The sequence below is a fragment of the Haemophilus parainfluenzae genome (assembly GCF_014931375.1).
GTDB lineage: Bacteria > Pseudomonadota > Gammaproteobacteria > Enterobacterales > Pasteurellaceae > Haemophilus_D.
On sequence record NZ_CP063117.1, the window covers coordinates 1,582,920 to 1,605,478 of the forward strand.

The window sequence follows — 22,559 nt, forward strand, 5'->3', positions numbered from 1 at the left end:
GATATTTATTATGACTGATTTAACCGAAAAAACGACCTCACTTGATGAGCAAAGTGCGGTTGAAAATTCAGAAGAAATAACGCAAACGCCTTCTATTTGGAAAGAAATCTTTATTCAAGGCGTATGGAAAAATAACTCAACCCTCGTGCAATTATTGGGGCTTTGTCCGCTCTTAGCTGTATCAAGTACTGCGACGAATGCATTGGGTTTGGGCCTTGCAACTATGTTGGTTTTAACCTGTACAAACACCGTTGTTTCGCTCTTTCGTAAACAAATCCCTCATGAAATCCGTATTCCGATTTATGTGATGATTATTGCCACCACCGTAACCGTGGTGCAATTATTGATGAATGCTTATACCTATACACTCTATCAAGCTCTTGGGATTTTTATTCCTTTAATCGTGACTAACTGTATCGTCATCGGTCGTGCCGAAGCCTTTGCCTCTAAAAATAGCGTAGCACATGCAGCCTGGGATGGTTTTTCGATGGGATTAGGTATGGCATTAAGTATCACCGTATTAGGTGCGCTACGTGAAATCCTAGGCCAAGGTACCCTTTTTGAAGGCATTGAAAACCTATTTGGTCAAGGCGCCAAATTCCTGACATTACATATTTATCACGCTGACAGCAGCTTTTTACTCTTTATTCTTCCGCCAGGTGCGTTTATTGGATTAGGCATTCTACTGGCGATTAAAAACCGAATTGATATGAAAAAATGAACCAAGCTAAACGAATTGAAATCCTCACTCGACTTCGGGAGCAAAACCCGCATCCAACCACGGAATTAGAGTATAATTCGCCTTTCGAATTACTCATCGCTGTGATTTTGTCAGCTCAAGCGACCGATAAAGGCGTGAATAAAGCGACAGCAAAATTATTCCCTGTGGCAAATACCCCACAAGCTATTTTAGATCTCGGCTTAGAGGGGTTAAAAGAATACATTAAAACCATCGGGCTTTATAACAGCAAAGCAGAAAATATCATTAAAACCTGCCGTGATTTAGTTGAAAAACACAACGGTGAAGTACCTGAAAGTCGTGAAGCCTTAGAAGCCCTTGCGGGAGTCGGCAGAAAAACGGCGAATGTAGTGTTAAATACCGCTTTCGGTCATCCAACTATTGCAGTGGATACGCATATTTTTCGCGTATGCAACCGCACAAACTTTGCCCCTGGCAAAGATGTGGTAAAAGTGGAAGAAAAACTACTCAAAGTTGTGCCAAAAGAATTTAAAGTGGATGTACATCACTGGCTGATTTTGCACGGGCGCTATACTTGTACCGCGCGCAAACCTCGATGTGGAGCTTGCATTATTGAAGATCTCTGTGAATACAAAGAAAAAACAGAATATTAAACGAATAAAATCAAACGGAATATATTATGACAACAAACAATCAATCTCGCCAAACATGGTCTAGCCGACTAACTTATGTGCTCACCGTTGCGGGTGCGACAGTTGGCTTTGGGGCAACGTGGCGCTTCCCTTATTTAGTGGGTGAAAATGGCGGCGGTGCCTACGTACTCCTCTTTTGTATCGCGATGATTGTCATTGGTATCCCGATGATTTTAGTAGAAAATGTTATCGGACGCCGTTTGCGTGTGAATTCCATTGATGCCTTTGGCGACAAAATCCAAGATAAAGGTAAAAACATCTCCAAATATTGGAAGATTCTTGGTTACATGGGGCTTCTTGGCTCATTTGGTATCATGGCTTATTACATGGTATTAGGTGGTTGGGTGATGTCTTATATCATCAGCCTGATGAATAATACCCTTGATATCAGTACCCCAATTACAAAAGAAGTGGCCAAAGATTTCTACGATTTACACATCAGCAACAGCCCATGGGAAATCATGCTCTACACCTTCCTGTTTGTGGCAGTGAATTACATTATTTTAGCGAAAGGTATCATCGGCGGGATTGAACGTTCCGTAAAATACTTAATGCCATTACTCTTCATTTTCCTCATCGGCATGGTGATTCGTAACCTTACCTTACCGGGTGCAATGGAGGGTGTGACTTTCTACTTAAAACCAGATTTCAGCAAAATTACACCTAAATTATTCATTTTCGTATTAGGCCAAGTGTTCTTCGCATTAAGCCTTGGTTTCGGTGTATTAATCACCCTCTCCAGCTATTTAAACAAGGAAGAAAACCTTATTCACACAGCCGTTATTACGGGTTTCACCAATACCATTATCGCTGTGTTATGTGGTTTTATGATCTTCCCATCATTATTCACATTCGGCATTGAACCTAACGCTGGCCCAACCTTGGTTTTCCAAAGTTTACCAATTGTATTCTCACATTTATGGGCAGGTAAATTCTTTGCTATCGTATTCTTCGGCTTATTGCTTATTGCCGCATTAACCACATCAATTACCATTTATGAAGTCATCATCACCGCATTGCAAGAAAAACTCAGAATGCGCCGTGGTAAAGCAATTTTTGTGACCTTAATGGGGATTTTCTTATTAGGTAATATACCCTCTATTCTAGGTGATAACCTTTGGAAAGATTTCACCATTTTCGGTAAAAGCATTTTCGATGCCTTCGATTTCGTCAGCGGCAATATTCTCTTTATGTTGACCGCACTTGGTTGTGCGATTTTCGTTGGTTTTGTGTTAAAAGACGATGCAAAAAAAGAACTATCACCAACACCAAATTCACGCTTCACCACAATTTGGTTTAACTATGTTAAGTTTGTGGTTCCAGTGATTATTTTGGTGATTTTTATCAGTAATATGTAATAAAAAAACCGAGCAATTTCGCTCGGTTTTTTTATCTATCCTCTATTTTGCTTCAGCTTGAGTTTTTTTCTCTTCAAGTTCTTCCCAACGGAGGAAAGCTGTTTCAAGTTCAGCTTCGGTGTCCGATAATTCCTTAAGCTTTGCATCTGTTACATCATGGGCTTGTTGGAAAAAGTGAGGGTCACCAATTTCAGCTTGAAGTGCAGTAATTTTCTCTTCCAATTCTTCCAACAATTGTGGTAGCTGTTCTAACTCACGTTGTTCTTTGTAAGAAAGTTTAACGGATTTTGGCTTTTGAGAAACAGCATCATTTTTGACCGCACTTTCCTGTACTTTTGGTGCTTCTCTTTTGGATTTTGGGGTCTCTTGCTCTGCTTTCATCGCAAAGTAATTGGCTTGTTGTCCTTTCGCATCAAAGAAACCGCCCACGTATTTATTCAATACGCCATCGCCTTCAAAGAAATAACACACAGTCGCGACATTATCAATAAACTGACGATCATGACTGACAATCAATAAGGTGCCTTGATAATCCGTGAGGATTTCTTCCAATAATTCTAAGGTTTCTACATCCAAGTCATTGGTTGGTTCATCGAGAATCAGCAAGTTATTCGGTTTCAGTAATAATTTAGCCAATAACAAACGGTTACGTTCACCACCTGAAAGCGCTTTGACGGGTGTCATCGCTCGTTTCGGTGGAAATAAGAAATCCTGCAAATAGCCCAACACATGACGTTTTACACCATTGACCTCAATATCCTGTTTGCCATCGGCAACGTTATCCATCACCGTTTTTTCCAGATCAAGATCAGCACGATATTGATCAAAATAAGCGATATCTAATTTTGTACCACAATGAATACGACCACTGGTTGGCTTGATTTCACCTAATAAAAGTTTAATAAAGGTGGTTTTTCCGCAACCATTTGGGCCAACCAATGCAATTTTATCGCCACGTAAAATGGTCGTACTGAAATCTTTGAGAAGTTGTTTGCCTTCAATTTCATAGCTCACATCTTCCATTTCAAACACGATTTTGCCAGAACGACTTGAGTTATCTAATTGTAACTTAGCAGTACCCATCACCTCACGACGCTGACGACGTTCTTCACGCATGGCTTTTAAAGCGCGCACACGGCCTTCATTACGCGTACGGCGAGCTTTAATACCTTGACGAATCCAAACCTCTTCTTGCGCTAAGCGCTTATCAAAAAGCTCATTCTGCAATGCTTCGACACGTAAGATTTCCTCTTTAGCGGTGAGGTATAAATCATAGTTACCTGGATAAAACACTAATTTCCCGCGGTCTAAATCGACAATACGAGTGGCCATTTTGCGGATAAAAGAACGGTCGTGGGAAATAAACACAATACTTCCGGTAAATTCCAATAAGAAGTTTTCTAACCATTCGATTGCATCCACATCTAAGTGATTGGTCGGTTCATCTAATAACAAGACATCGGGATTACACACCAACGCACGAGCAAGAGCGGCTTTACGCAACCAACCACCCGATAAATCCGCTAATTTAGTATCAGGATTTAACTCAAGCTTTTGTAGAACTTCATTGATTTTATTTTCAAATTGCCAACCATTGGCATGCTCTAATTTTGCTTGCACTTGCGCAAGTTGGTTAAGAATTTGCTCACTGTAATTTTGTGTCAACTCTTGTGAAATATGGTGATATTCCTTTAACAAATCCGCTAAATGCTCAATGCCTTCTGCCACATAATCAAACACATTCCCTTCAGCATGGCGAGGCGGGTCTTGTTCTAAACGTGAAACCACTAAATCTTTTTCATATTGCACTTTGCCGTCATCCATCGTGACTTGCTGTGCAATAATTTTTAATAACGTTGATTTACCTGCCCCGTTACGCCCCACCAAACATACGCGCTCATTGGGTTCAATATGCAGTTCAGCGTGATCAAGTAACGGATGATCACTAAAAGAAAGATAAGCGTTAGTTAAACTAATTAATGCCACAAAATTGTCCTATAAATTCAAAATATCAATAAAAATAACCGCACTTTAGAGCTGATGATAAACCTTTAAAGCATAGGCATCTGACATGCCTGCGATATAGTCACAAATAATACGTTTTTTGCCCTGTTCTGGCGCATTTTTCCAACGAGTAGCCGTATTCGTTGGCAATAAACGTTCTGGGTCAGACTCAAAAATCTGGAACATTTCCGTAAGAATGCGTTGGCCTTTATATTCAATACGTTGCGTTTCCACATGACGAATCACGTATTTCCATACAAACTTTTTGAACACATTTAATGCCGCAATCACATCTTGCGGTAGTTCTGCATTATAACGTAACAAAGGTTCATCAAAATTACCGGTGACTTTCCAACGCACATGAGTAATAAAGAAATTCACTAATGCACCAATGGCATTTTTACGCTCGAAATGATGGTTGGAGAATAATCGTTGGCTGACTTGCTCTATATTTTTTGCCAGCCAATCTGAAGGAATCGCTTTAAGTTCAGCCAATGCTTCTTGCCATTGATGTTGATTTACTACACCAGTCACAATCGCATCTTCTAAATCATGTACGCCATACGCAATATCGTCCGCCAATTCCATAATACTGCAATCTAAAGATTTAAATTGCGTTTTTAAAAACTCGCCAGGATTTGACCGCGCTTTTTGAAATGAGCCAAACAAAGTGCGGTCATTTTCAGAAAGGTTTTGCAATAGCCAGTTAAACATAGTGACGTCATCACGGAATAAGCCTTTTCCTGGTTTCCAATCGCTAATTTTGACATAACGCGGATCTGAGTTTTCAGCATGCGGCAACTGGGCATATTGCGGTGAAGATAAGTCTAAAATATTTGGATATTTCACCACGCCTAAAATAGCACGACGCGTTAAATTCATTCCAGCTGTTTCGGTATAAGGCTCAAGTTTAGTGATAATACGAAATGTCTGTGCATTACCTTCAAAGCCACCATGATTACACATCATATAATTGAGCGCGACCTCCCCTCCATGGCCAAACGGTGGATGGCCAATATCATGCGCAAAGCACAAACTTTCAATTAAATCATTGCTTGGTAATAAAGGTTTGAGTTGTTTCTGTAATTCACTTTTTTCAATATAAAGCTGGTCTGAAATAGCAACATAGCTTTCCGCAAATTTTAATTGGGAAACCAGACTGCTACCGATTTGTGCTACTTCAAGAGAATGAGTTAGGCGCGTACGATAAAAATCATTTTCGCCCACCGCGTGAATTTGTGTTTTTGCTTGTAAACAACGGAAAGCGGCGGAATGTAAAATCCGCCCGCGATCACGACGAAATGGTGGTCGGTGATCTTTTTCGCGAGGCGGATCAGGAAGGAAACGTTCAGTCCAAAAATCAGCTAATTGGGTTCTCATAAAAATAGACAAATAACATGGAATACTAAGGGCGCTAAAATGGAACTCATAATACCGCAAAGTACCAAAGAAATCGAACTATAACTCCCCGCTTTCGGATCAGCTTCCATACAACTTACTGTGCCTAATGCGTGAGAAACCGCACCAACAGATAAGCCAACCGCTTCTTGTTGTTTAATTCCGACTTTTTTCAAGATGAGATAACCAAAAACGGAGCCTTGTAAACCGGCAACAACCACACCTACCGCAGTCACGGCGGGAATACCGCCTAAATGCGAAGACACTTCCATCGCAATAGGGGTAGTAATCGATTTTGGTAATACTGTTGCTACCATTTCAGGACTTGCGCCTAAAATAATAGCAAAAATAGCCCCGGTAAACATTGAGAATATCGAAGCCAATGTGACGACTGAAAGGATAATTTTCCACTGTTTGGCAATTTGACGAAGTTGTTCATACAACGGTAACGCCAGTGCAACAATACTCAATCCTAATAAATTATTAATAGGCGCATTTCCTGCCATATAATTATCATAAGGGATACCTCCTACTTCTAAGATCAAAACGAGAATGGATACAGTAAGTACGAAAGTATTGAAAATCATGGACTTCCAACGTTTACTAATTTGTAATGCGAGCCAAAATCCGAAAATCGTTAAACCAGTATAAAGATAAATTGCATACTGCATAATAAAACCTTAGTCTGCCTGAAAATTACGTTTCTCTAATACTTTCTGACGTTTATGAGCAAAAGATTGCTTGTAAAACAAATAATTACCCCAAAATGCGATAATAAAGAGCGTCAGAAAAGTACTGAGAATATTTGGAATGAGTAAAATTTTCCATTGAGAAACAAGTAAATCATAATATTTGATAATACCTACACTCACTGGCACAAAAAGTACTGCCATATACCGAATTAACAAACTAGAACCCAAATAAATCCATTCTAAACGAATGATACGAGTGGTTAATCCAATAAAAAGTATTAACAATCCCCAGATGCTGCCAGGAATTCCAACAGGCACATACTGCGAAATCAAATTGCCGAGTAGCAATATAATGTATAAAATCACGAGCGAGCGAACAAGTTGAACGCCTTTTTGGAGTAACATATTTCCTCTTTCAACTTATTTAACAATAATTCAAATTTATTTTACGCTTTTTTTGTTAGAATTACCCTCTCTTTTTAGTTAAATATTGCGATATAGATCAAAGAAATTCCAAATGATTAAAAATGCTTTCTTATTTTTAGCCCTAATTTTGACCGCACTTTGGACGCAATTTTCAGTCGCTACTGAACGCCAAATGGCATGTTGGGTTGTAGGGGTCAGCGATGGCGACACCTTAACTTGCCTCTTACCCACTAAAAAACAACTCAAAGTGCGATTACAAGAAATTGATGCACCGGAAAAAGGCCAACCATTTGGAAAGAAAGCCAAACAATATCTTTCACAACTGGTTTTCAAACAAAATGTGACGTTGTCCGTTTCTGGTTACGATCGTTACCAACGTATTTTGGCAACGGTTTACCTGCAAGAACAAAACATCAACTTAGAAATGGTAAAAAACGGCATGGCGTGGGTTTATCCGCAATATGTTAAAAATCCACTCTACTTTCAGGCACAAGATTTTGCCCAACAACAAAAAATTGGCTTATGGCGAGATTCCAACCCTATTGCCCCTTATGAATGGCGAAAACAGAACAAAGCAGGCAAACATGGAGGTCAACATGGCTTTTGATTATCAATCATTTAAAAATGAATTTCCTTATTTTAAATCGTCAAATGCCGTGGTTTATTTGGATAATGCGGCAACAGCATTAAAACCTCAAGCACTAATTGATGCAACAAGTACTTTTTATCAATCGGCAGGCTCCGTGCATCGTAGTCAGTATGAAGCCGCACAAACAGCACAATATGAAAATGCCCGCCACTTAGTTAAAACCTTAATTAATGCAGAAGATGAAAAAGCGGTGATTTGGACTTCAGGAACGACGCATAGCATTAATTTAGTCGCTAACGGTTTACTCCCCTCTTTGCATACGGATGACGAGATTTTAATTAGCCAAGCAGACCATCATGCTAATTATGTTACGTGGCATGAGACAGCGAAAAAATGCGGGGCAAAAATTCAAGTGTTGCCTATTTTGGATAATTGGTTAATTGATGAAAATGCCTTAATTGCAGCCTTAAATGAGAAAACTAAATTAGTGGCGCTCAATTTTGTTTCCAACGTAACGGGAACGGAACAACATATCCAACATTTAATTCGAGTAATCCGTCAACATAGCAATGCGCTCATTTTAGTGGATGCCGCTCAGGCTATTAGCCATATACAAATTGATTTGCAGGCATTAGATGCGGATTTTATTGCCTTTTCGGCACACAAAATTTATGGACCAAACGGCATTGGTATATTAAGCGGAAAATTAAGCTCACTTTCTCTGCTACAACCGCTTTTTTACGGTGGAAAAATGATTGAGCGCGTATCCCATGAATGTATTACTTTTGCCGATTTGCCTTATCGATTAGAGGCGGGCACACCAAATATTGCGGGCGTGATTGGCTTTGGTGCAGTGCTAGATTGGCTCAAAAAATGGGATTTTCAGGCAGCCGAAGCTTATGCCGTTGCTCTTGCTGAGCAAAGTAAAGTGCGGTTAAAAAACTATCCAAATTGTCGTTTATTTAATTCACCGCAACCGAGTTCAGTAGTATGTTTTGTTTTTGATGGGATTGCGGCTTCGGATCTTGCTACCCTATTAAGTGAACAGAAAATTGCGTTGCGTGTGGGTGAACATTGTGCCCAACCTTACTTAGCCCGTCTTGGCGAGCGTACTACATTAAGACTTTCTTTTGCGCCTTATAACAGCCAACAAGATGTGGACGCTTTTTTTGCGGCATTAGATAAATCCTTAGAGTTATTAGCATGCTAGAAAACATTAAACAGGCAAAAAATTGGGAAGATCGCTACCGTTTTATTATTCAAGCGGGTAAGCATCTCCCTCAACCTTCTCCTGATGAATTGGCTCAAATGCAATCGATTCAAGGCTGTGAAGCGGGACTTTGGTTTATGCCCATTCCACAACATGACGATACGTTTCAATTTCAAGCTTACAGCGAAGCGCGCATTATGAATGGCTTGTTATGGTTGTTGTTACAAAACATCAACGGCCAAACCCGAAACCAATTACAACAATTTAATATTCGTCAATTTTTTGATGAGCTTGGTGTTGCCTCCCGCTTAAGTGAAACCCGCTTAAACGGTTTAAAACAAATTGAAGAAATCTTGCACAATCTGTAATTATGTATCTGATCGAACCCTTTTTTAAATTAACTGCCTTAGAAAATGACATCGGCCAACAAAGCCGTTTACTCAATGCAATCATCGACCAATGGCGTTATAACGGGCAAATTATCGGCCGTGAAATCCCGCTTTATTTAACGGAGGAAGACGATCAACAAGGTTTTGCAATGCGCGTTATTTGCCCTGAGCAAGATAGCCTTTTGCCCAAGAACAATAACCAAACTGTGAATCTGGCAATGGAAAATGCTGAAAAGTGCGGTCTAAATTTTCAAGGTTTTCAAATTATTGCCGATGATTTAAATGCTGACAGTACAGCTGAATGTAACCGACCTGCATGGCAGATGCTCTACACCACGCATTTACAATCTTGCTCGCCATTACATAGCGGGGATGATTTCTCCCCAATTCCGCTCTATAAACAGCTAAAAAATCAACCGCACTTAAGCCAAGATTTAATTAAATGGCAGGAAAATTGGCAGGCCTGCGATCAGTTGCAAATGAATGGTTCGGCTTTAGAAAAAGAAGCATTAAATGAAATCTTCGAGGTTAATAGCACGCTCAGCAAACATGGACGCTACCTTGCTGCTGAAATCGAAAAAGAAAACGGCATACCGACCTATTATTATTTATACCGTGTCGGTGGACATTCTTTAGAATCGGAACAACAACGCTGTTGCCCGCAATGTGGTGGCGATTGGACATTAGACGCACCACTATTTGATGTAATTTACTTTAAATGCGACCAATGTCGATTAGTCTCGAATGTGTCGTGGAATTTTTTATAACGCTTTCGTCATTCAGGAAAACAAATGAACTATCAAGATAAAAGCCTTCAATCTTTAAAACTCGGTCAAGCAACAGAATATGCTGCGAATTATGACCGCACTTTGTTACAACCCGTGCCTCGAAAACTCAATCGTGATGGCTTAGGCATAACTGAACAACAGCCATTTTCCGAAGGGGCGGATATTTGGACAGCCTACGAAATTTCTTGGTTAAATCCAAAAGGTTTGCCACAAGTAGCTATTGCCGATGTGGAAATTGATTATCGCAGTGAAAATTTAATTGAATCGAAAAGCTTTAAACTCTACTTAAATAGCTTTAACCAAAGTAAATTTGCTGATTTTGCTAGCGTAGAACACACTATGCGTGAAGATCTAAGTGCTTGTGCTCAAGGCGAGGTCAAAGTACGTTTGCATCCTTTATCCCATTATCAAGGACAAAGTATTGATACTTTACCGGGCGATTGCATTGATGATCAGGATATCGAAATCCACAGCTACGAATTTGATGCAGACATTTTGCAAGATTGTACGTCCAATAACGTGGTGGAAGAAACCTTAGTAAGCCATTTATTGAAATCTAACTGTCTTATCACCAGTCAGCCGGATTGGGGAACCGTGCAAATTCATTATGTGGGTAAGCAAATCGATCGCGAAAAACTTCTCCGCTACATAGTGTCTTTCCGTCAACATAATGAGTTTCACGAGCAGTGTGTCGAGCGTATTTTCTGTGACTTGATGCATTACGCCAAACCAGAAAAACTCACCGTCTATGCGCGTTATACGCGCCGTGGTGGATTGGACATTAATCCATTCCGTTCGAACTTTGAGGAAATTCCACAAAATTTACGTTTGGCAAGACAATAAGTAAAAAGAAAAAGTGCGGTGAAAATCAACCGCACTTTTTACTTTATACGTGACGTAAATCGTGAGCTTGTTGTAATAACTGACGACTTTCTTGCAAGAATTGATCAGAATATTCCCCAAACCATTCTCTCACTTGATGGAAAGCATCAATAAATCCTTGACGATCGCCTTTTTCAAAGAATTGTAACGCTTCTTCATAGGTTTGTTTCAAACTTTCAATCACATCTAAATTTTCTGGCTTATCCATAATAATATCTGCATAAAGTGCCGCATCTTGAGCAAATAGACGACCAATCATAGCTAATTCCAAACGATAAATCGGGGAAGATAGCGCCAATAAATTGCTTAAATTGACGGGCTGTTTAGAAAGATGCAGACCATTCGCAAAGGTAGAAAAGTGACGTAATGCTTGAATATACGTCATATTGTGATCATGCTCAGCTGCATCAATTTGGTAAATTTTTGCACCCCAGATTTGAATTTGCTCCAGTAACCATTCATAACACTCACTAAAGCGCCCATCACAACACACAACCACTTGTTTTGCCATGCTCGCAATATCAGGGCCAAACATTGGATGCAATCCAACTACCGCCCCTTTATGCACCTCTAACATTTTAGCTAATGGAGCACGTTTCACGGAGGTGAGATCCACCAGTAGCATATTTTCCGTTAAATAGGGTTTTAAACGTTCTATGGTTTCTAACGTGTGATCAATTGGCACGGAAACAATGACAACATCTGCATTCGTTAAAATGCGTTCTGCCACATCCCAATCATTCAGATCTAAAATAGAAATAGGATAACCAGAAGCGCGCAAATAGCGGGCAAGTAATTGCCCCATTTTTCCGTAACCGCCGACAATAACAATTTTGTTAATGGCTGGATTCAGGGTTTTAAAACCAAACTGATTTTCATTGGAATACGATTCACGCATGAAACGACGAAGCACATCTTCGATAAGTTGTGGAGAGATTCCCGCTTTCGCCGCCTCTTCTCGGCGCGCTTGTAGCATTGCTAATTCACGTTCTGGCGCATAAATTGGTAAACCTTTTTCATGCTTAACCTCTCCTACCTGGCTTACCAGTTCGAGGCGTTTAGCAAAAAGTTGAATCAGTTCACGATCGAGCGCATCAATTTCCTGACGTAAATGGTTAAGGACATCCATAATTCACCTGTAATATCTTATTTACATTGATTGCAATTAAAAGGTTACAGGTGAGATTACTGGAATTAAAACAGAAAGGCAAATGGTTAGAGAGATTGTGTAATCAAACGTTGCGGACGAATTACATTGTTATCATCGATAAGTGCCACGCCTAAAAAGATATTCTTGTCAGAAAACAACCGCACTTGACCACGCAATTTTGCTTCATTAGTAAATTTAACGCGCTGTCCAAAGCCTATACTTTTACTTTGCTCTGCGTTTAACTTTAATGCAGGTAATTTACTGACTGCTGTATCTGTCGGTAAAAGATGTTGATCAAGTTGTGCAAGATTGCCTTGCTCTGCAAGCGCCTGCAAAGCATCCCATGTCATCATCTTTTCTGTTGGATAATCCGCAACCGCAGTTCTACGTAACACTGTCACATGAGCGCCACAACCTAACACTTCACCTAAATCATCCACTAATGTTCGGATATAGGTTCCTTTCGAACAATGCACTTCTAAAGTTAGAAAAGGCGCTTGATACTCAATAAAGTTAAGCTCAAAAATCGTGATAGGACGTGCTTCACGTTCTACCGTAATGCCTGCGCGAGCATACTCATACAATGGTTTTCCATTGTGTTTTAACGCTGAAAACATGGTCGGCACTTGCAAAATATCACCACGGAATTGTTCAAGCGCGGTCAAAATTTGTGATGTTTCCACATTGACAGGACGCGTTTCGACCACTTGTCCTTCTGCATCTGAGGTATCCGTACGTTCACCTAATTTTGCTGTAACCACATAGCGTTTATCTGCATCTAATAAGAATTGCGAAAACTTTGTCGCTTCGCCTAAGCAAATAGGTAGCATACCGGTTGCTAATGGATCGAGCGCACCGGTATGCCCTGCTTTATTCGCTTGGAATACGCGTTTCACCTTTTGCATAATATCATTAGATGACATGCCTTGTGGCTTATCTAATAAAAATACGCCATCAATATCACGTCCACGCTTACGAGGTCTCGACATTAGTCATTTTCCTCAACGTGTTTTTTCTCGTCTTCACGTATCACGTTTGTCACCAAATTAGACATACGCATCCCTTCGACTAAGGATTGATCATAGAAGAAACGAATTTCCGGCACAATGCGTAAACGCATTGCTTTACCCACTAATGAACGAATGTAAGGTGCCGCTTTTTCTAACCCTTTCATGCCCTGTGCAATCGCTACTTCATCATGATCAAACAAAAATGTGACAAACACTTTTGCATAAGCTAAATCGCTTGATACTTCCACATCAGACACGGTTACCATGCCAATACGGGGATCTTTCACTTCACGTTGCAAAATGATGGCGATTTCTTTTTGTAATTCTTGTGCAACGCGATCGCTGCGTTTAAATTCTCTTGCCATAATATTTCTCTTATTAAAAAGCGGTCAAAAATACGTTGAATTTTGACCGCTCTTTTTATTGATTAGATTGAACGTTTAACTTCAACGACTTCAAACACCTCGATTTGGTCGCCGACTTTTACGTCATTGTAGTTTTTAACGCCGATACCACATTCCATACCATTACGGACTTCAGAAACGTCATCTTTAAAGCGACGGAGAGATTCCAATTCACCTTCAAAGATTACCACGTTATCACGTAATACGCGGATTGGATTGTTACGTTTTACTACACCTTCGGTCACCATACAACCGGCGATTGCACCAAATTTCGGATGTTTGAACACATCACGCACTTCAGCCAAGCCGATGATTTCTTGTTTGAATTCAGGTTGTAGCATACCGCTCATTGCCGCTTTCACATCATTTAATAGTTCATAAATGATGGAGTAATAACGAAGGTCAATATTTTCTGCTTCAATAATACGACGAGCAGAAGCATCTGCACGAACGTTAAAGCCGACCATAATCGCATTAGAAGCCGCTGCTAAGGTTGCATCAGTTTCAGAAATACCACCTACGCCTGAGCCCACTACTTTCACTTTCACTTCATCAGTAGAAAGATCTTGTAATGATTGAATAATCGCCTCCACAGAACCCTGTACGTCCGCTTTCACAATAACGTTAAGCTCTGCCACATCACCTTCCGTCATATTGCTAAACATATTTTCAAGTTTCGCTTTTTGCTGACGAGCGAGTTTCACTTCACGGAACTTACCTTGACGGTGTAATGCCACTTCACGTGCTTTTTTCTCATCACGTACGACTGTTGCTTCATCACCCGCTGCAGGTACACCAGAAAGACCCAACACCTCAACAGGAATAGATGGACCGGCTTCATCGATTTCTTTACCGTTTTCATCACGCATTGCACGAACGCGACCGTATTCAAAACCACAAAGTACGATATCGCCTTTACGTAAGGTACCAGATTGAACAAGAATGGTTGCAACTGGACCACGACCTTTATCAAGGTAAGACTCAATCACTACACCGCTTGCCATGCCGTCTTTTACAGCTGTTAATTCAAGTACTTCTGATTGAAGCAAGATGGCATCTAATAAGTCATCAACACCAGTACCTTTCTTCGCAGAAACAGGAACAAATTGCACATCACCACCAAATTTCTCAGAGATCACTTCGTGTTGAAGTAATTCTTGTTCTACACGATCTGGGTTTGCTTCTGGTTTATCAATTTTGTTCACCGCAACCACTAAAGGCGCACCCGCTGCTTTCGCGTGTTGAATCGCTTCAATGGTTTGAGGCATCACACCATCATCTGCAGCAACAACAAGAACGACGATATCCGTTGCTTTCGCACCACGTGCACGCATTGAGGTAAATGCGGCGTGTCCCGGCGTATCTAAGAAGGTGATCATTTTGCCGTCATCCATTTCTACGTGGTACGCACCGATGTGCTGAGTAATACCACCCGCCTCACCTGCTGCAACTTTCGCTTTACGAATATAGTCAAGCAATGAGGTTTTACCATGGTCAACGTGACCCATAATGGTTACAACTGGTGCACGAGTCACTTTTTCTGCGTTAACATCACGATCGCCTAATACTTCTTCTTCAAGTTCATTTTCATTACGAAGAATCACTTTGTGACCTAATTCTTCAGCCACTAACTGTGCTGTTTCTTGGTCAAGCACTTGGTTAATGGTCACCATTTCGCCCATCTTCATCATTGCTTTGATGATTTCAGTAGCTTTGGTTGCCATTTTGTTTGCTAATTCCGCAACGGTAATTGTTTCACCAATAACAACATCCTGTTTCACAACCTGAACAGGTTTTGTGAAGGCTTGTTGTAATGCTGCACCTTTCTTACCATTTTTACCTTTACCGAATTTACCGTCTTTTTGATTTTTACGGTTAGATTCGCGCTCATTTTTATTGCCGCCTTTCACGTCATCGCGTTCTTTTTTCGCTTTAGCGACTTTATTTTTGCCGCGACCGCGATTTTCATTACGGCGTTCTTCTTCGTCTTCCGCTTCTAAAGCATAACGAGAGCTTAAATTGTAATCAGTATAATCTTCTGATGCGCTTTCATTGCTTGACGTATCCGCTTCAGCATAACGTTTAGCATCTTCAGCAGCTTTACGAGCTTGCTCTTCTGCCTTTTGGCGAGCCAGCTCTTCCGCTTTGCGACGAAGTTCTGCTTCTTCCGCTTTACGTTTTTCTTTTTCTGGATCAACAGATTTAGATTTATTTTCAACCGCACTTTGTGCTGGTTTCGCTGCCTTTTCTGCTTCAAGCTTAGCTTTTTCGGCTTTCGCTTTTTCCTCTGCAGCTTTCTCAGCAGCTAAACGTGCTTTTTCTTCTGCCGCTTTCTTCTCTGCTTCTTGCTGTGCTTTTAATTTTTCTGCCTCAGCGGCTTTTCGCGCAGCATCTGTTGGCACAGTGCGTTTTTTACGAACTTCAACTTGTACCGCTTTTGCTTTACCGCCAGCTGTTGTACTGCTTACGGTTGTTTTTGTTCTGCGTTGAATACTTAGTTTTTTCGGTGCATTCGCATCCGCATTTTTTACATCTTCAGTCATTATTAAACTCCTTACTCTTCGCTAAACCAGCAAATATTACGCGCAGCCATAATAAAGTCAGCGGCTTGCTCTGCGGTTAATTCTTCGATATCAGCTAAATCATCTACACCTTGCTCTGCAAGCTCTTCAAGCGTAGTAATTTGTTTTTCAGCTAATTTAAAGGCAATGTGACGATTCATCCCCTCAAGATTTAATAAACGATCTTCAATATTCGCTTTTTTCAAGGCTTCTTCTTCAGCTGCAGCAGCTGCAGTAATCGCATCTTTTGCACGACCTTGTAACTCTTCGATAAGATCTTCATCTTCTAAACCATCAATTGCAGTCAGTTCGCTCACTGGAACGTAAGCCACTTCTTCTAATGAAGTAAAGCCTTCATCCACTAAGATTTGAGCAAACTCTTCATCAAGACCTAATTTATCCATGAATAAATTTAATACTTTGATATCTTCCGCTTGATGTTTTTCATTTAATTGTTCGGTAGTCATGACATTTAATGTCCAACCGGTTAATTGTGTCGCTAAACGTACATTTTGACCATTACGACCAATTGCTTGTGCTAAGTTGTCAGCATTAACCGCAATATCCATTGAGTGGTTATCTTCATCCACAATGATTGACGTTACATCAGCTGGTGCCATCGCGTTGATTACATATTGTGCTGGATTATCATCCCAAAGTACGATATCCACACGTTCGCCACCTAACTCATTGGTAATTGCTTGAACGCGTGCACCACGCATACCCACACATGCACCAACTGGGTCAATACGTTTATCATTGGATTTCACCGCAATTTTCGCACGAGAACCTGGATCACGAGCTGCACCACGGATTTCAAGCATTTCTTCGCCGATTTCTGGTACTTCAATACGGAATAACTCGATTAACATTTCAGGTTTCGCACGAGTCACAAATAGTTGTGCAGTTTTGCTTTCTGGATTCACTTTATAAAGCACACCACGAACACGATCGCCAGGACGGAAGTTTTCACGTGGAAGCATATCTTCACGCATAATTACGGCTTCAGCTTTATTGCCTAAATCTAAAATAATGCTTTCACGATTTACTTTTTTCACCGTCCCCGTAACAATTTTGCCTTCTTCAGAACGGAATTGCTCAACCACTTTTGCTCGCTCAGCTTCACGAATTTTAGTACTGATTACTTGGCGAGCAGTTTGCATCGCAATACGGTCAAATGCGATAGATTCGATTTGATCTTCGACATAATCACCGATTTGAATATTAGGGTCTTCAAATTGTGCCGCTTCTAATGTCATTTCTTTTGTTGGCACTTTAACTTCATCAACAACTAACCAGCGACGGAATGTATCAAACTCCCCTGTTTTGGTGTTGATAGACACACGAATATCGGTTTCATAGTCATATTTTTTCTTCGTTGAAAGCGCAATCGCACTCTCTAACGCCTCAAAAATCTTTTCACGTGGTAATAACTTCTCGTTAGATACTGCTTCAGCAGCTAACAAAATCTCTTTACTCATTTTCCTTTTTCTCCTTTAAAATTTTGCGATTACATTGGCTTTTTGAATGTTGCCAAAAATAAGAACTTGTTCCTGACCATCAACAATAAGTGTCAACATGTCATTTTCAATTTTTTCCAATTTACCTTGCCATTTACGACGATCTAAAACAGGAATACGTAAATGCACAGCGATATCCTCACCCACATAACGTTGGAATTGTTCAAGTGTAAATAATGGACGATCAAGACCGGGTGATGACACTTCTAGGTTATATTTATCCGCAATCGGATCTTCCACGTCTAAAATCGCGCTCACTTGACGACTTACATCAGCACAATCATCAACGCCTACGCCACCTTCTTTATCAATGAATAAACGCACGGTCATAAAACGACCTGCACGTTGGCATTCAATCCCCCAAAGTTCGCAGCCTAAGTCTTCTACTGCACCTTGAAGCATCTCTTGCAATTTTTGTTCTAATGTTGCCAATTTTTGCTCCTAATCTTAAAATTCAGACATAAAAAAAGGGTTAGGTTCGTCAATGAACCTAAGCCCAGTTTCTAAATTTCTCGTACAAAAAAACCCCAAACTTGGGGTTCTTTTTACTGAACTTGTTATTGGTTGCGGGGGCCGGATTTGAACCGACGGCCTTCGGGTTATGAGCCCGACGAGCTACCAAGCTGCTCCACCCCGCGTCCGAAATATGGGGTGTATTATAGTGATCTAAATCAAAAGATCAAGTAATTTCTGCTAATTTTCTTGAAAACATAAGATTTTTTGACCGCACTTTGCTTTATCTAAAGCGAGAATTAGAATCCAAAGCCAGTGCCTAGACCAACACCAACGCCTACACCGTTGCTACCGCCGCCAGCACCTACACCAACAGAACAAGCACTCACTAAAGCACTTAATACAGCCACTAAAAATAATTTTTTCATAGATTTTCCTTTGTTAAATGTTCAAATAACCGATAAACGGCCAATAGATCCGTTCGTGCAATCGGTTTGAACGGAAGTAAAAGATAATAAAGCCAACGAAATCTTCTCACATAAGACAACATATCAGTCCAATAAGTTGTCGGGCAATGAGATTTATAATAATCAAATAATTCATCAAGCTTTTCATTATCTAAGCCTTTCACACGACATAAACTGTCTAAAAATGCCAGCATATCACGTGTAATCAACCAGTGTTCATTATGGCTTTTTGAATGGGATTCAAAGTCCATAAAACTAATTTTACCATCTTTCCATGCGATATCTCGTATAGCTGGACGACCGTGAATAATGCCTTGTTGATGAAGATTAATCAATATTTCTATCGCTGAATGCAAAATATGTGATTTTTCTGCCCAAGACAATGTTTCATCATTCAGCCAGATGTTTAATGTTGGCCCTGCATCTTCCAATACTAAATAATCATCACCGAAACCGCATAATTTAGGTACTGGTGCACCAATATTATTTAAATGCTGTAGTATTTCACACTCTTCTTTAAAATGTTGTTTTGGATATGGTTTTAATAATAACCATATCCCTTTTAATTGCTCAGGCTGTTTTAACCAATAATGTTTTCCTAAATATTCAAAGCGGAAAACGCGTTCTCCACGATGTTCTTCAAGAAGCTTTTGCACATGGTCTTTAAGTGACAAAGTCATAATCTCTACTTAAATTTTTATTGTGTATTGAAAAGATAAGCGATACATTCTACAAAATTTTTATTCTTTTTCAATCAAGGAGAAAAATATGCATTTTTTGAAAAAATTGCTTACCGTGCTGATATTAGGTTTCTGCACGCTGTCTGTACAAGCTTCCCCTTTTAGCATCAGCGAGCAACAAATTAACCAATATTTAAGTGAAAAAGGCACGATTAATGACAAACTCGGTATTCCACGATTATTTTCAGTGGATTATGCGCTGAAAGATTTAGTAACTCAAATCGGGCAAACTGAAAGTAATCGTGTTGAAATGAGTGGTTTGGCTGATACGCTTATTCGTTTATCCGGTAAAACCTATCCGGCTAAATTGCATTTAACCTTTGATGCCGTTCCAGAATATAACCCACAGGAAGGTGCGCTCTATTTAAAAAATCTGCGAATTTTACGCTGGTCTGGCGAACCTAATAGTGTGATGGAGCAACTCCAAGATGTTATGCCGCTATTAAGTGATGGTGTGGCAGCACTATTAAGTCGGATGCCAGTTTACACCTTGGATGAAAGTGACATGAAACAAATGCTGATTAAGAAATTCGCCAAAGAAATTAAAGTTGAGAAAGGTCGATTGGAATTAATTGGTGGAATGTTTTAACAAAAAGGGCGTATTAAACGCCCTTTTTTTATAACTCAATGATAGCTCGCAAACCTTGAATTTGCCCGTTATCTTCAATATTGTCTAATCGGAAACGATAGTGATGCAATTCTGCTATTCTTGCCACAATAGACAATCCAAGCCCACTTCCCTTTTCATTTTGTCCTGCAGGACGATAAAAACGCTGCCCTAATTTCGCTAATTCTTCTGGCGCAACACCACTGCCATTATCTTCAATAAAAATTTTACGTGGCTGTAAAATCACACGAACCAGAGTGCCTTGAGGACAATATTTTATGGCATTATCTAATAAGTTTCGTAGCATTTGTGCAAGTAATAATGGCTGCCCTTGCTTAACGGCAGGATCTCCCTGATGCTCAAACTGTAATTCGATTTGGCGTTGTTGTGCACTAAAATATAAATCACCAATAAGCGAAGTGATAATTTCCGACCAATGAATATCAGCAAGGTTATCTAATTCTTTGAGATTCTCTAAGCGGGAAAGCGTAAGAAGCTGTTCGATTAATTGAGTTGCCCGATCGATACCTTGGGTTAAATGCGCTAAAGCCGTTTCACGTGTTTGTGCATCATCGCCAGCTAACTGTGCGACTTCTGTTTGAATACGCAATGCCGCTAATGGACTACGTAATTCATGTGCTGCATCAGAAACAAAACGGCGCTCCCGTTCTAGCTGCTCACTGGTACGTGTGAAAAATTGATTTAAGTTTTGGACTAACGGTAGAATCTCTGTTGGTACATTATCGGTTTCTAATAACGATACATCTCCAGGGCGACGAGCTTGTACGTTTCGACTCAATCGATTAATTGGTTTTAATGCACGATAAATCACAATAAACGCAACCAATAATAGTATTGGTAATCCAGCAAACCAAATCCCTGTTTGGCTGAAGACCATTTTATTGACCAACTCTTCGCGGTATTCCAATTCTTGTCCCACCGCAATGACAAGTTCACCTTTACCGACAGGTTGCCAATAAATCAGCCATTCATCGTCATCATCTAAAATATGTTCTTTGCTAAAACCCGTCTTATTTTTAAAAATAAATTTGTCGCCATTATCACCATCGGTTAATACTCTTTCGCCTTTGTTAGAAAATATAGCAAAGGCTAGAGCATCATTATCGTAATGACGTTTCTGTGGTTTAAATCCACCACGTGGAAAATTCGCATTTTCTTCCAACAATACATTTTTTAAATCAGAGGTTGCCAAACGCTCAGCAAAAAGTACTTGTTGTGCATTAAACACGTCTTTAGCTTCTTTTTTTACGACTGTCCATGCAACAGCTGTGGCTATGCACCACACACAAAGTGCGGTCAAACTTAAACCGATTAAGAGGCGAAAACTTAGTCGTTTATTTTTCATTAACTTGTCCTAAAGCATAGCCTACGCCATGTACAGTACGAATAAATTGTTTACCCAGTTTTTGACGTAAATTATAAATATGTACGTCCAATGCACCACTACTTAATTCTTCATCCCAATTTGACAGTTTTTCTTCAATGGTCGCACGAGAAAGTACTCGCTCTTTATTCAGCATAAAAAGCTCGAGTAATTTATACTCACGCCCGGTTAATGTAATTTCATCCTCATTCAACCAAGCCTTACGTTGAGCAGGATCGAGTTTGACATTGCCATGCTCAATCTGCGGTTTGACTTGCCCATAACGACGACGAATTAATGCTTGTAATCGCACCACCACTTCAGCCAAGGCAAAGGGTTTACAAAGATAATCATCCGCACCTTGTTGAATGCCTTTAATCCGTTCATCCAATGTATCACGCGCAGTTAAGATCAACACTGGCACATCTTGATTATTTGAACGCCATTGTTTTAACACATCCAAACCATCTAGTTTAGGCAGGGTTAAATCCAATACCACCGCATCATAAGGCGCGCCGATTAAGGCGTTTAATCCACTTTGCCCATCGGTAAACCAATCTACAATAAAGCCTGATTTTGTTAAACCAATTTGCAGACCATTGCCGATGAGAGGATCGTCTTCTACTAATAAAACTCGCATAATATTGACCGCACTTTTACTTTTCTCAAAACAAAATGGCGGGCTTTGCCCACCACTTCAAATTATATGATTATTGCGCTTTTTCAACGCTAATTACTTCAAGCTCTGGTTTTTCAAACATTTCATTGTCTAGTTTACCGTAAACGCGGATTTTATCCTGAGGTCCCACATTTAATCCATTCCAAACGCGGTTTTTAATTTCCAATTTGATTTGGTCTGTACCATCGGTAAAAAGATATTTATCACCTTTAATTTGTTGAGTGATATTACCGACTAAGGTAATCATAGAATTATCTTTCGCAGATAATGCTTGTTGAACAGTAAGTTGTTGACCTTGGTCACCACCATGGAAGCCACCTTGTGCAGTGTTACCATTAAAACCAGCAAATGCTGCTGAAGTAGATAAAGCTAAAAGGGTTGCTAAAGCAAATTTTTTCATCATGTTCTCCTAAATAGAATTAAGCATAAATTAATCATGTTTCAAAGCGAAGGATT

General features: G+C 40.0%; 24 protein-coding genes and 1 tRNA gene. 9 read left to right on the top strand and 16 right to left on the bottom strand.

The genetic code is table 11. The features are described from left to right. Positions 1–10 precede the first annotated feature (10 nt). The 3 genes from rsxE to INP95_RS07670 are packed head-to-tail and all read left to right on the top strand — an operon-like array spanning position 11 to position 2,750. A complete protein-coding gene (rsxE, locus tag INP95_RS07660; protein WP_005699035.1) occupies positions 11–721 on the top strand; it encodes an electron transport complex subunit E in 711 nt (236 codons plus the stop codon). After that, entirely contained in the window at positions 718–1,353 is a 636-nt protein-coding gene (nth, locus tag INP95_RS07665) for an endonuclease III (protein WP_005696036.1), read from the top strand. Before rsxE ends, nth begins: the two co-directional genes overlap by 4 nt. A 26-nt stretch (positions 1,354–1,379) precedes the next feature. Beyond that, positions 1,380–2,750, top strand: a complete 1,371-nt coding sequence (locus INP95_RS07670; RefSeq protein WP_197560458.1) for a sodium-dependent transporter — start codon at positions 1,380–1,382, stop codon at positions 2,748–2,750. 42 nt (positions 2,751–2,792) lie between these two features. Here the strand turns inward: INP95_RS07670 and INP95_RS07675 are convergent, their stop codons facing one another. From INP95_RS07675 to INP95_RS07690, 4 genes are read right to left on the bottom strand one after another with little or no spacing between them, the layout of a single operon-like run. Continuing rightward, positions 2,793–4,736: an ABC transporter ATP-binding protein gene (locus tag INP95_RS07675; protein ID WP_197560459.1), complete on the bottom strand. Its 1,944-nt coding sequence runs from the start codon at positions 4,734–4,736 to the stop codon at positions 2,793–2,795. Between the two features lie 45 nt (positions 4,737–4,781). Further along, the gene (locus INP95_RS07680) at positions 4,782–6,134 is read right to left on the bottom strand and encodes an anti-phage deoxyguanosine triphosphatase (protein ID WP_197560460.1); all 1,353 of its coding nucleotides are present in this window, start codon (positions 6,132–6,134) and stop codon (positions 4,782–4,784) included. Next, positions 6,131–6,823: a CidB/LrgB family autolysis modulator gene (locus tag INP95_RS07685; protein ID WP_197560461.1), complete on the bottom strand. Its 693-nt coding sequence runs from the start codon at positions 6,821–6,823 to the stop codon at positions 6,131–6,133. The genes INP95_RS07680 and INP95_RS07685 overlap by 4 nt, the downstream gene beginning before the upstream one ends. Before the next feature lie 9 nt (positions 6,824–6,832). Continuing rightward, complete coding sequence (locus INP95_RS07690) at positions 6,833–7,249, bottom strand: CidA/LrgA family protein (RefSeq protein ID WP_065243244.1); 417 nt, start codon at positions 7,247–7,249, stop codon at positions 6,833–6,835. A 112-nt stretch (positions 7,250–7,361) separates the two neighbouring features. On the opposite strand from INP95_RS07690, the gene INP95_RS07695 reads away from it, so the two are divergent. The 5 genes from INP95_RS07695 to queF are packed head-to-tail and all read left to right on the top strand — an operon-like array spanning position 7,362 to position 11,089. Next, entirely contained in the window at positions 7,362–7,877 is a 516-nt protein-coding gene (locus tag INP95_RS07695) for a thermonuclease family protein (protein ID WP_005699019.1), read from the top strand. Beyond that, positions 7,867–9,069: a cysteine desulfurase gene (locus INP95_RS07700; protein WP_070592163.1), complete on the top strand. Its 1,203-nt coding sequence runs from the start codon at positions 7,867–7,869 to the stop codon at positions 9,067–9,069. Before INP95_RS07695 ends, INP95_RS07700 begins: the two co-directional genes overlap by 11 nt. Next, positions 9,063–9,437 (top strand): SufE family protein, encoded by a 375-nt coding sequence (locus INP95_RS07705; protein WP_070592165.1) that lies wholly within the window; start codon positions 9,063–9,065, stop codon positions 9,435–9,437. Before INP95_RS07700 ends, INP95_RS07705 begins: the two co-directional genes overlap by 7 nt. A gap of 2 nt (positions 9,438–9,439) precedes the next feature. Further along, positions 9,440–10,225, top strand: coding sequence for a Zn-ribbon-containing protein (locus INP95_RS07710; RefSeq protein WP_070592168.1), 786 nt, complete (start codon positions 9,440–9,442; stop codon positions 10,223–10,225). Positions 10,226–10,249: 24 nt separating this feature from the next. After that, entirely contained in the window at positions 10,250–11,089 is an 840-nt protein-coding gene (gene queF, locus INP95_RS07715; RefSeq protein WP_070592170.1) for an NADPH-dependent 7-cyano-7-deazaguanine reductase QueF, read from the top strand. A gap of 43 nt (positions 11,090–11,132) precedes the next feature. Here the strand turns inward: queF and tyrA are convergent, their stop codons facing one another. The 9 genes from tyrA to INP95_RS07755 all read right to left on the bottom strand — a co-directional run bounded on the left by tyrA (position 11,133) and on the right by INP95_RS07755 (position 19,373). Beyond that, positions 11,133–12,257, bottom strand: a complete 1,125-nt coding sequence (gene tyrA / locus INP95_RS07720) for a bifunctional chorismate mutase/prephenate dehydrogenase (protein WP_070592173.1) — start codon at positions 12,255–12,257, stop codon at positions 11,133–11,135. 86 nt (positions 12,258–12,343) lie between these two features. Continuing rightward, positions 12,344–13,267, bottom strand: a complete 924-nt coding sequence (gene truB, locus INP95_RS07725) for a tRNA pseudouridine(55) synthase TruB (protein ID WP_070592175.1) — start codon at positions 13,265–13,267, stop codon at positions 12,344–12,346. Continuing rightward, positions 13,267–13,653 carry a 30S ribosome-binding factor RbfA gene (gene rbfA / locus INP95_RS07730; protein WP_005699364.1) on the bottom strand — a complete coding sequence of 129 codons (387 nt, stop codon included), beginning with the start codon at positions 13,651–13,653 and terminating at the stop codon, positions 13,267–13,269. The genes truB and rbfA overlap by 1 nt, the downstream gene beginning before the upstream one ends. A 62-nt stretch (positions 13,654–13,715) precedes the next feature. Continuing rightward, positions 13,716–16,235, bottom strand: a complete 2,520-nt coding sequence (gene infB / locus INP95_RS07735) for a translation initiation factor IF-2 (protein ID WP_197560462.1) — start codon at positions 16,233–16,235, stop codon at positions 13,716–13,718. Positions 16,236–16,246: 11 nt separating this feature from the next. Continuing rightward, positions 16,247–17,734 (bottom strand): transcription termination factor NusA, encoded by a 1,488-nt coding sequence (nusA, locus tag INP95_RS07740; RefSeq protein ID WP_197560463.1) that lies wholly within the window; start codon positions 17,732–17,734, stop codon positions 16,247–16,249. A 15-nt stretch (positions 17,735–17,749) separates the two neighbouring features. Beyond that, positions 17,750–18,205 (bottom strand): ribosome maturation factor RimP, encoded by a 456-nt coding sequence (gene rimP, locus INP95_RS07745; RefSeq protein WP_005696017.1) that lies wholly within the window; start codon positions 18,203–18,205, stop codon positions 17,750–17,752. Between the two features lie 129 nt (positions 18,206–18,334). Further along, positions 18,335–18,411, bottom strand: a tRNA-Met gene (locus tag INP95_RS07750). Positions 18,412–18,525: 114 nt separating this feature from the next. Beyond that, positions 18,526–18,654: a hypothetical protein gene (locus INP95_RS09895; RefSeq protein ID WP_005696016.1), complete on the bottom strand. Its 129-nt coding sequence runs from the start codon at positions 18,652–18,654 to the stop codon at positions 18,526–18,528. Beyond that, complete coding sequence (locus INP95_RS07755) at positions 18,651–19,373, bottom strand: BUD32 family EKC/KEOPS complex subunit (RefSeq protein WP_197560464.1); 723 nt, start codon at positions 19,371–19,373, stop codon at positions 18,651–18,653. The genes INP95_RS09895 and INP95_RS07755 overlap by 4 nt, the downstream gene beginning before the upstream one ends. 88 nt (positions 19,374–19,461) lie before the next feature. Between INP95_RS07755 and INP95_RS07760 the strand changes: the two genes are divergently transcribed. Next, a complete protein-coding gene (locus INP95_RS07760; RefSeq protein WP_197560465.1) occupies positions 19,462–20,022 on the top strand; it encodes a YceB family lipoprotein in 561 nt (186 codons plus the stop codon). A 28-nt stretch (positions 20,023–20,050) separates the two neighbouring features. On the opposite strand, the gene qseC is transcribed toward INP95_RS07760, so the two are convergent. From qseC to INP95_RS07775, 3 genes are all read right to left on the bottom strand, one after another. Then, entirely contained in the window at positions 20,051–21,406 is a 1,356-nt protein-coding gene (gene qseC / locus INP95_RS07765; protein WP_197560466.1) for a quorum sensing histidine kinase QseC, read from the bottom strand. Continuing rightward, a complete protein-coding gene (locus INP95_RS07770; protein ID WP_014065314.1) occupies positions 21,396–22,064 on the bottom strand; it encodes a response regulator in 669 nt (222 codons plus the stop codon). Before INP95_RS07770 ends, qseC begins: the two co-directional genes overlap by 11 nt. Positions 22,065–22,134: 70 nt before the next feature. Next, positions 22,135–22,503, bottom strand: coding sequence for a YgiW/YdeI family stress tolerance OB fold protein (locus tag INP95_RS07775; protein ID WP_197561038.1), 369 nt, complete (start codon positions 22,501–22,503; stop codon positions 22,135–22,137). Between the last annotated feature and the right edge of the window lie 56 nt (positions 22,504–22,559).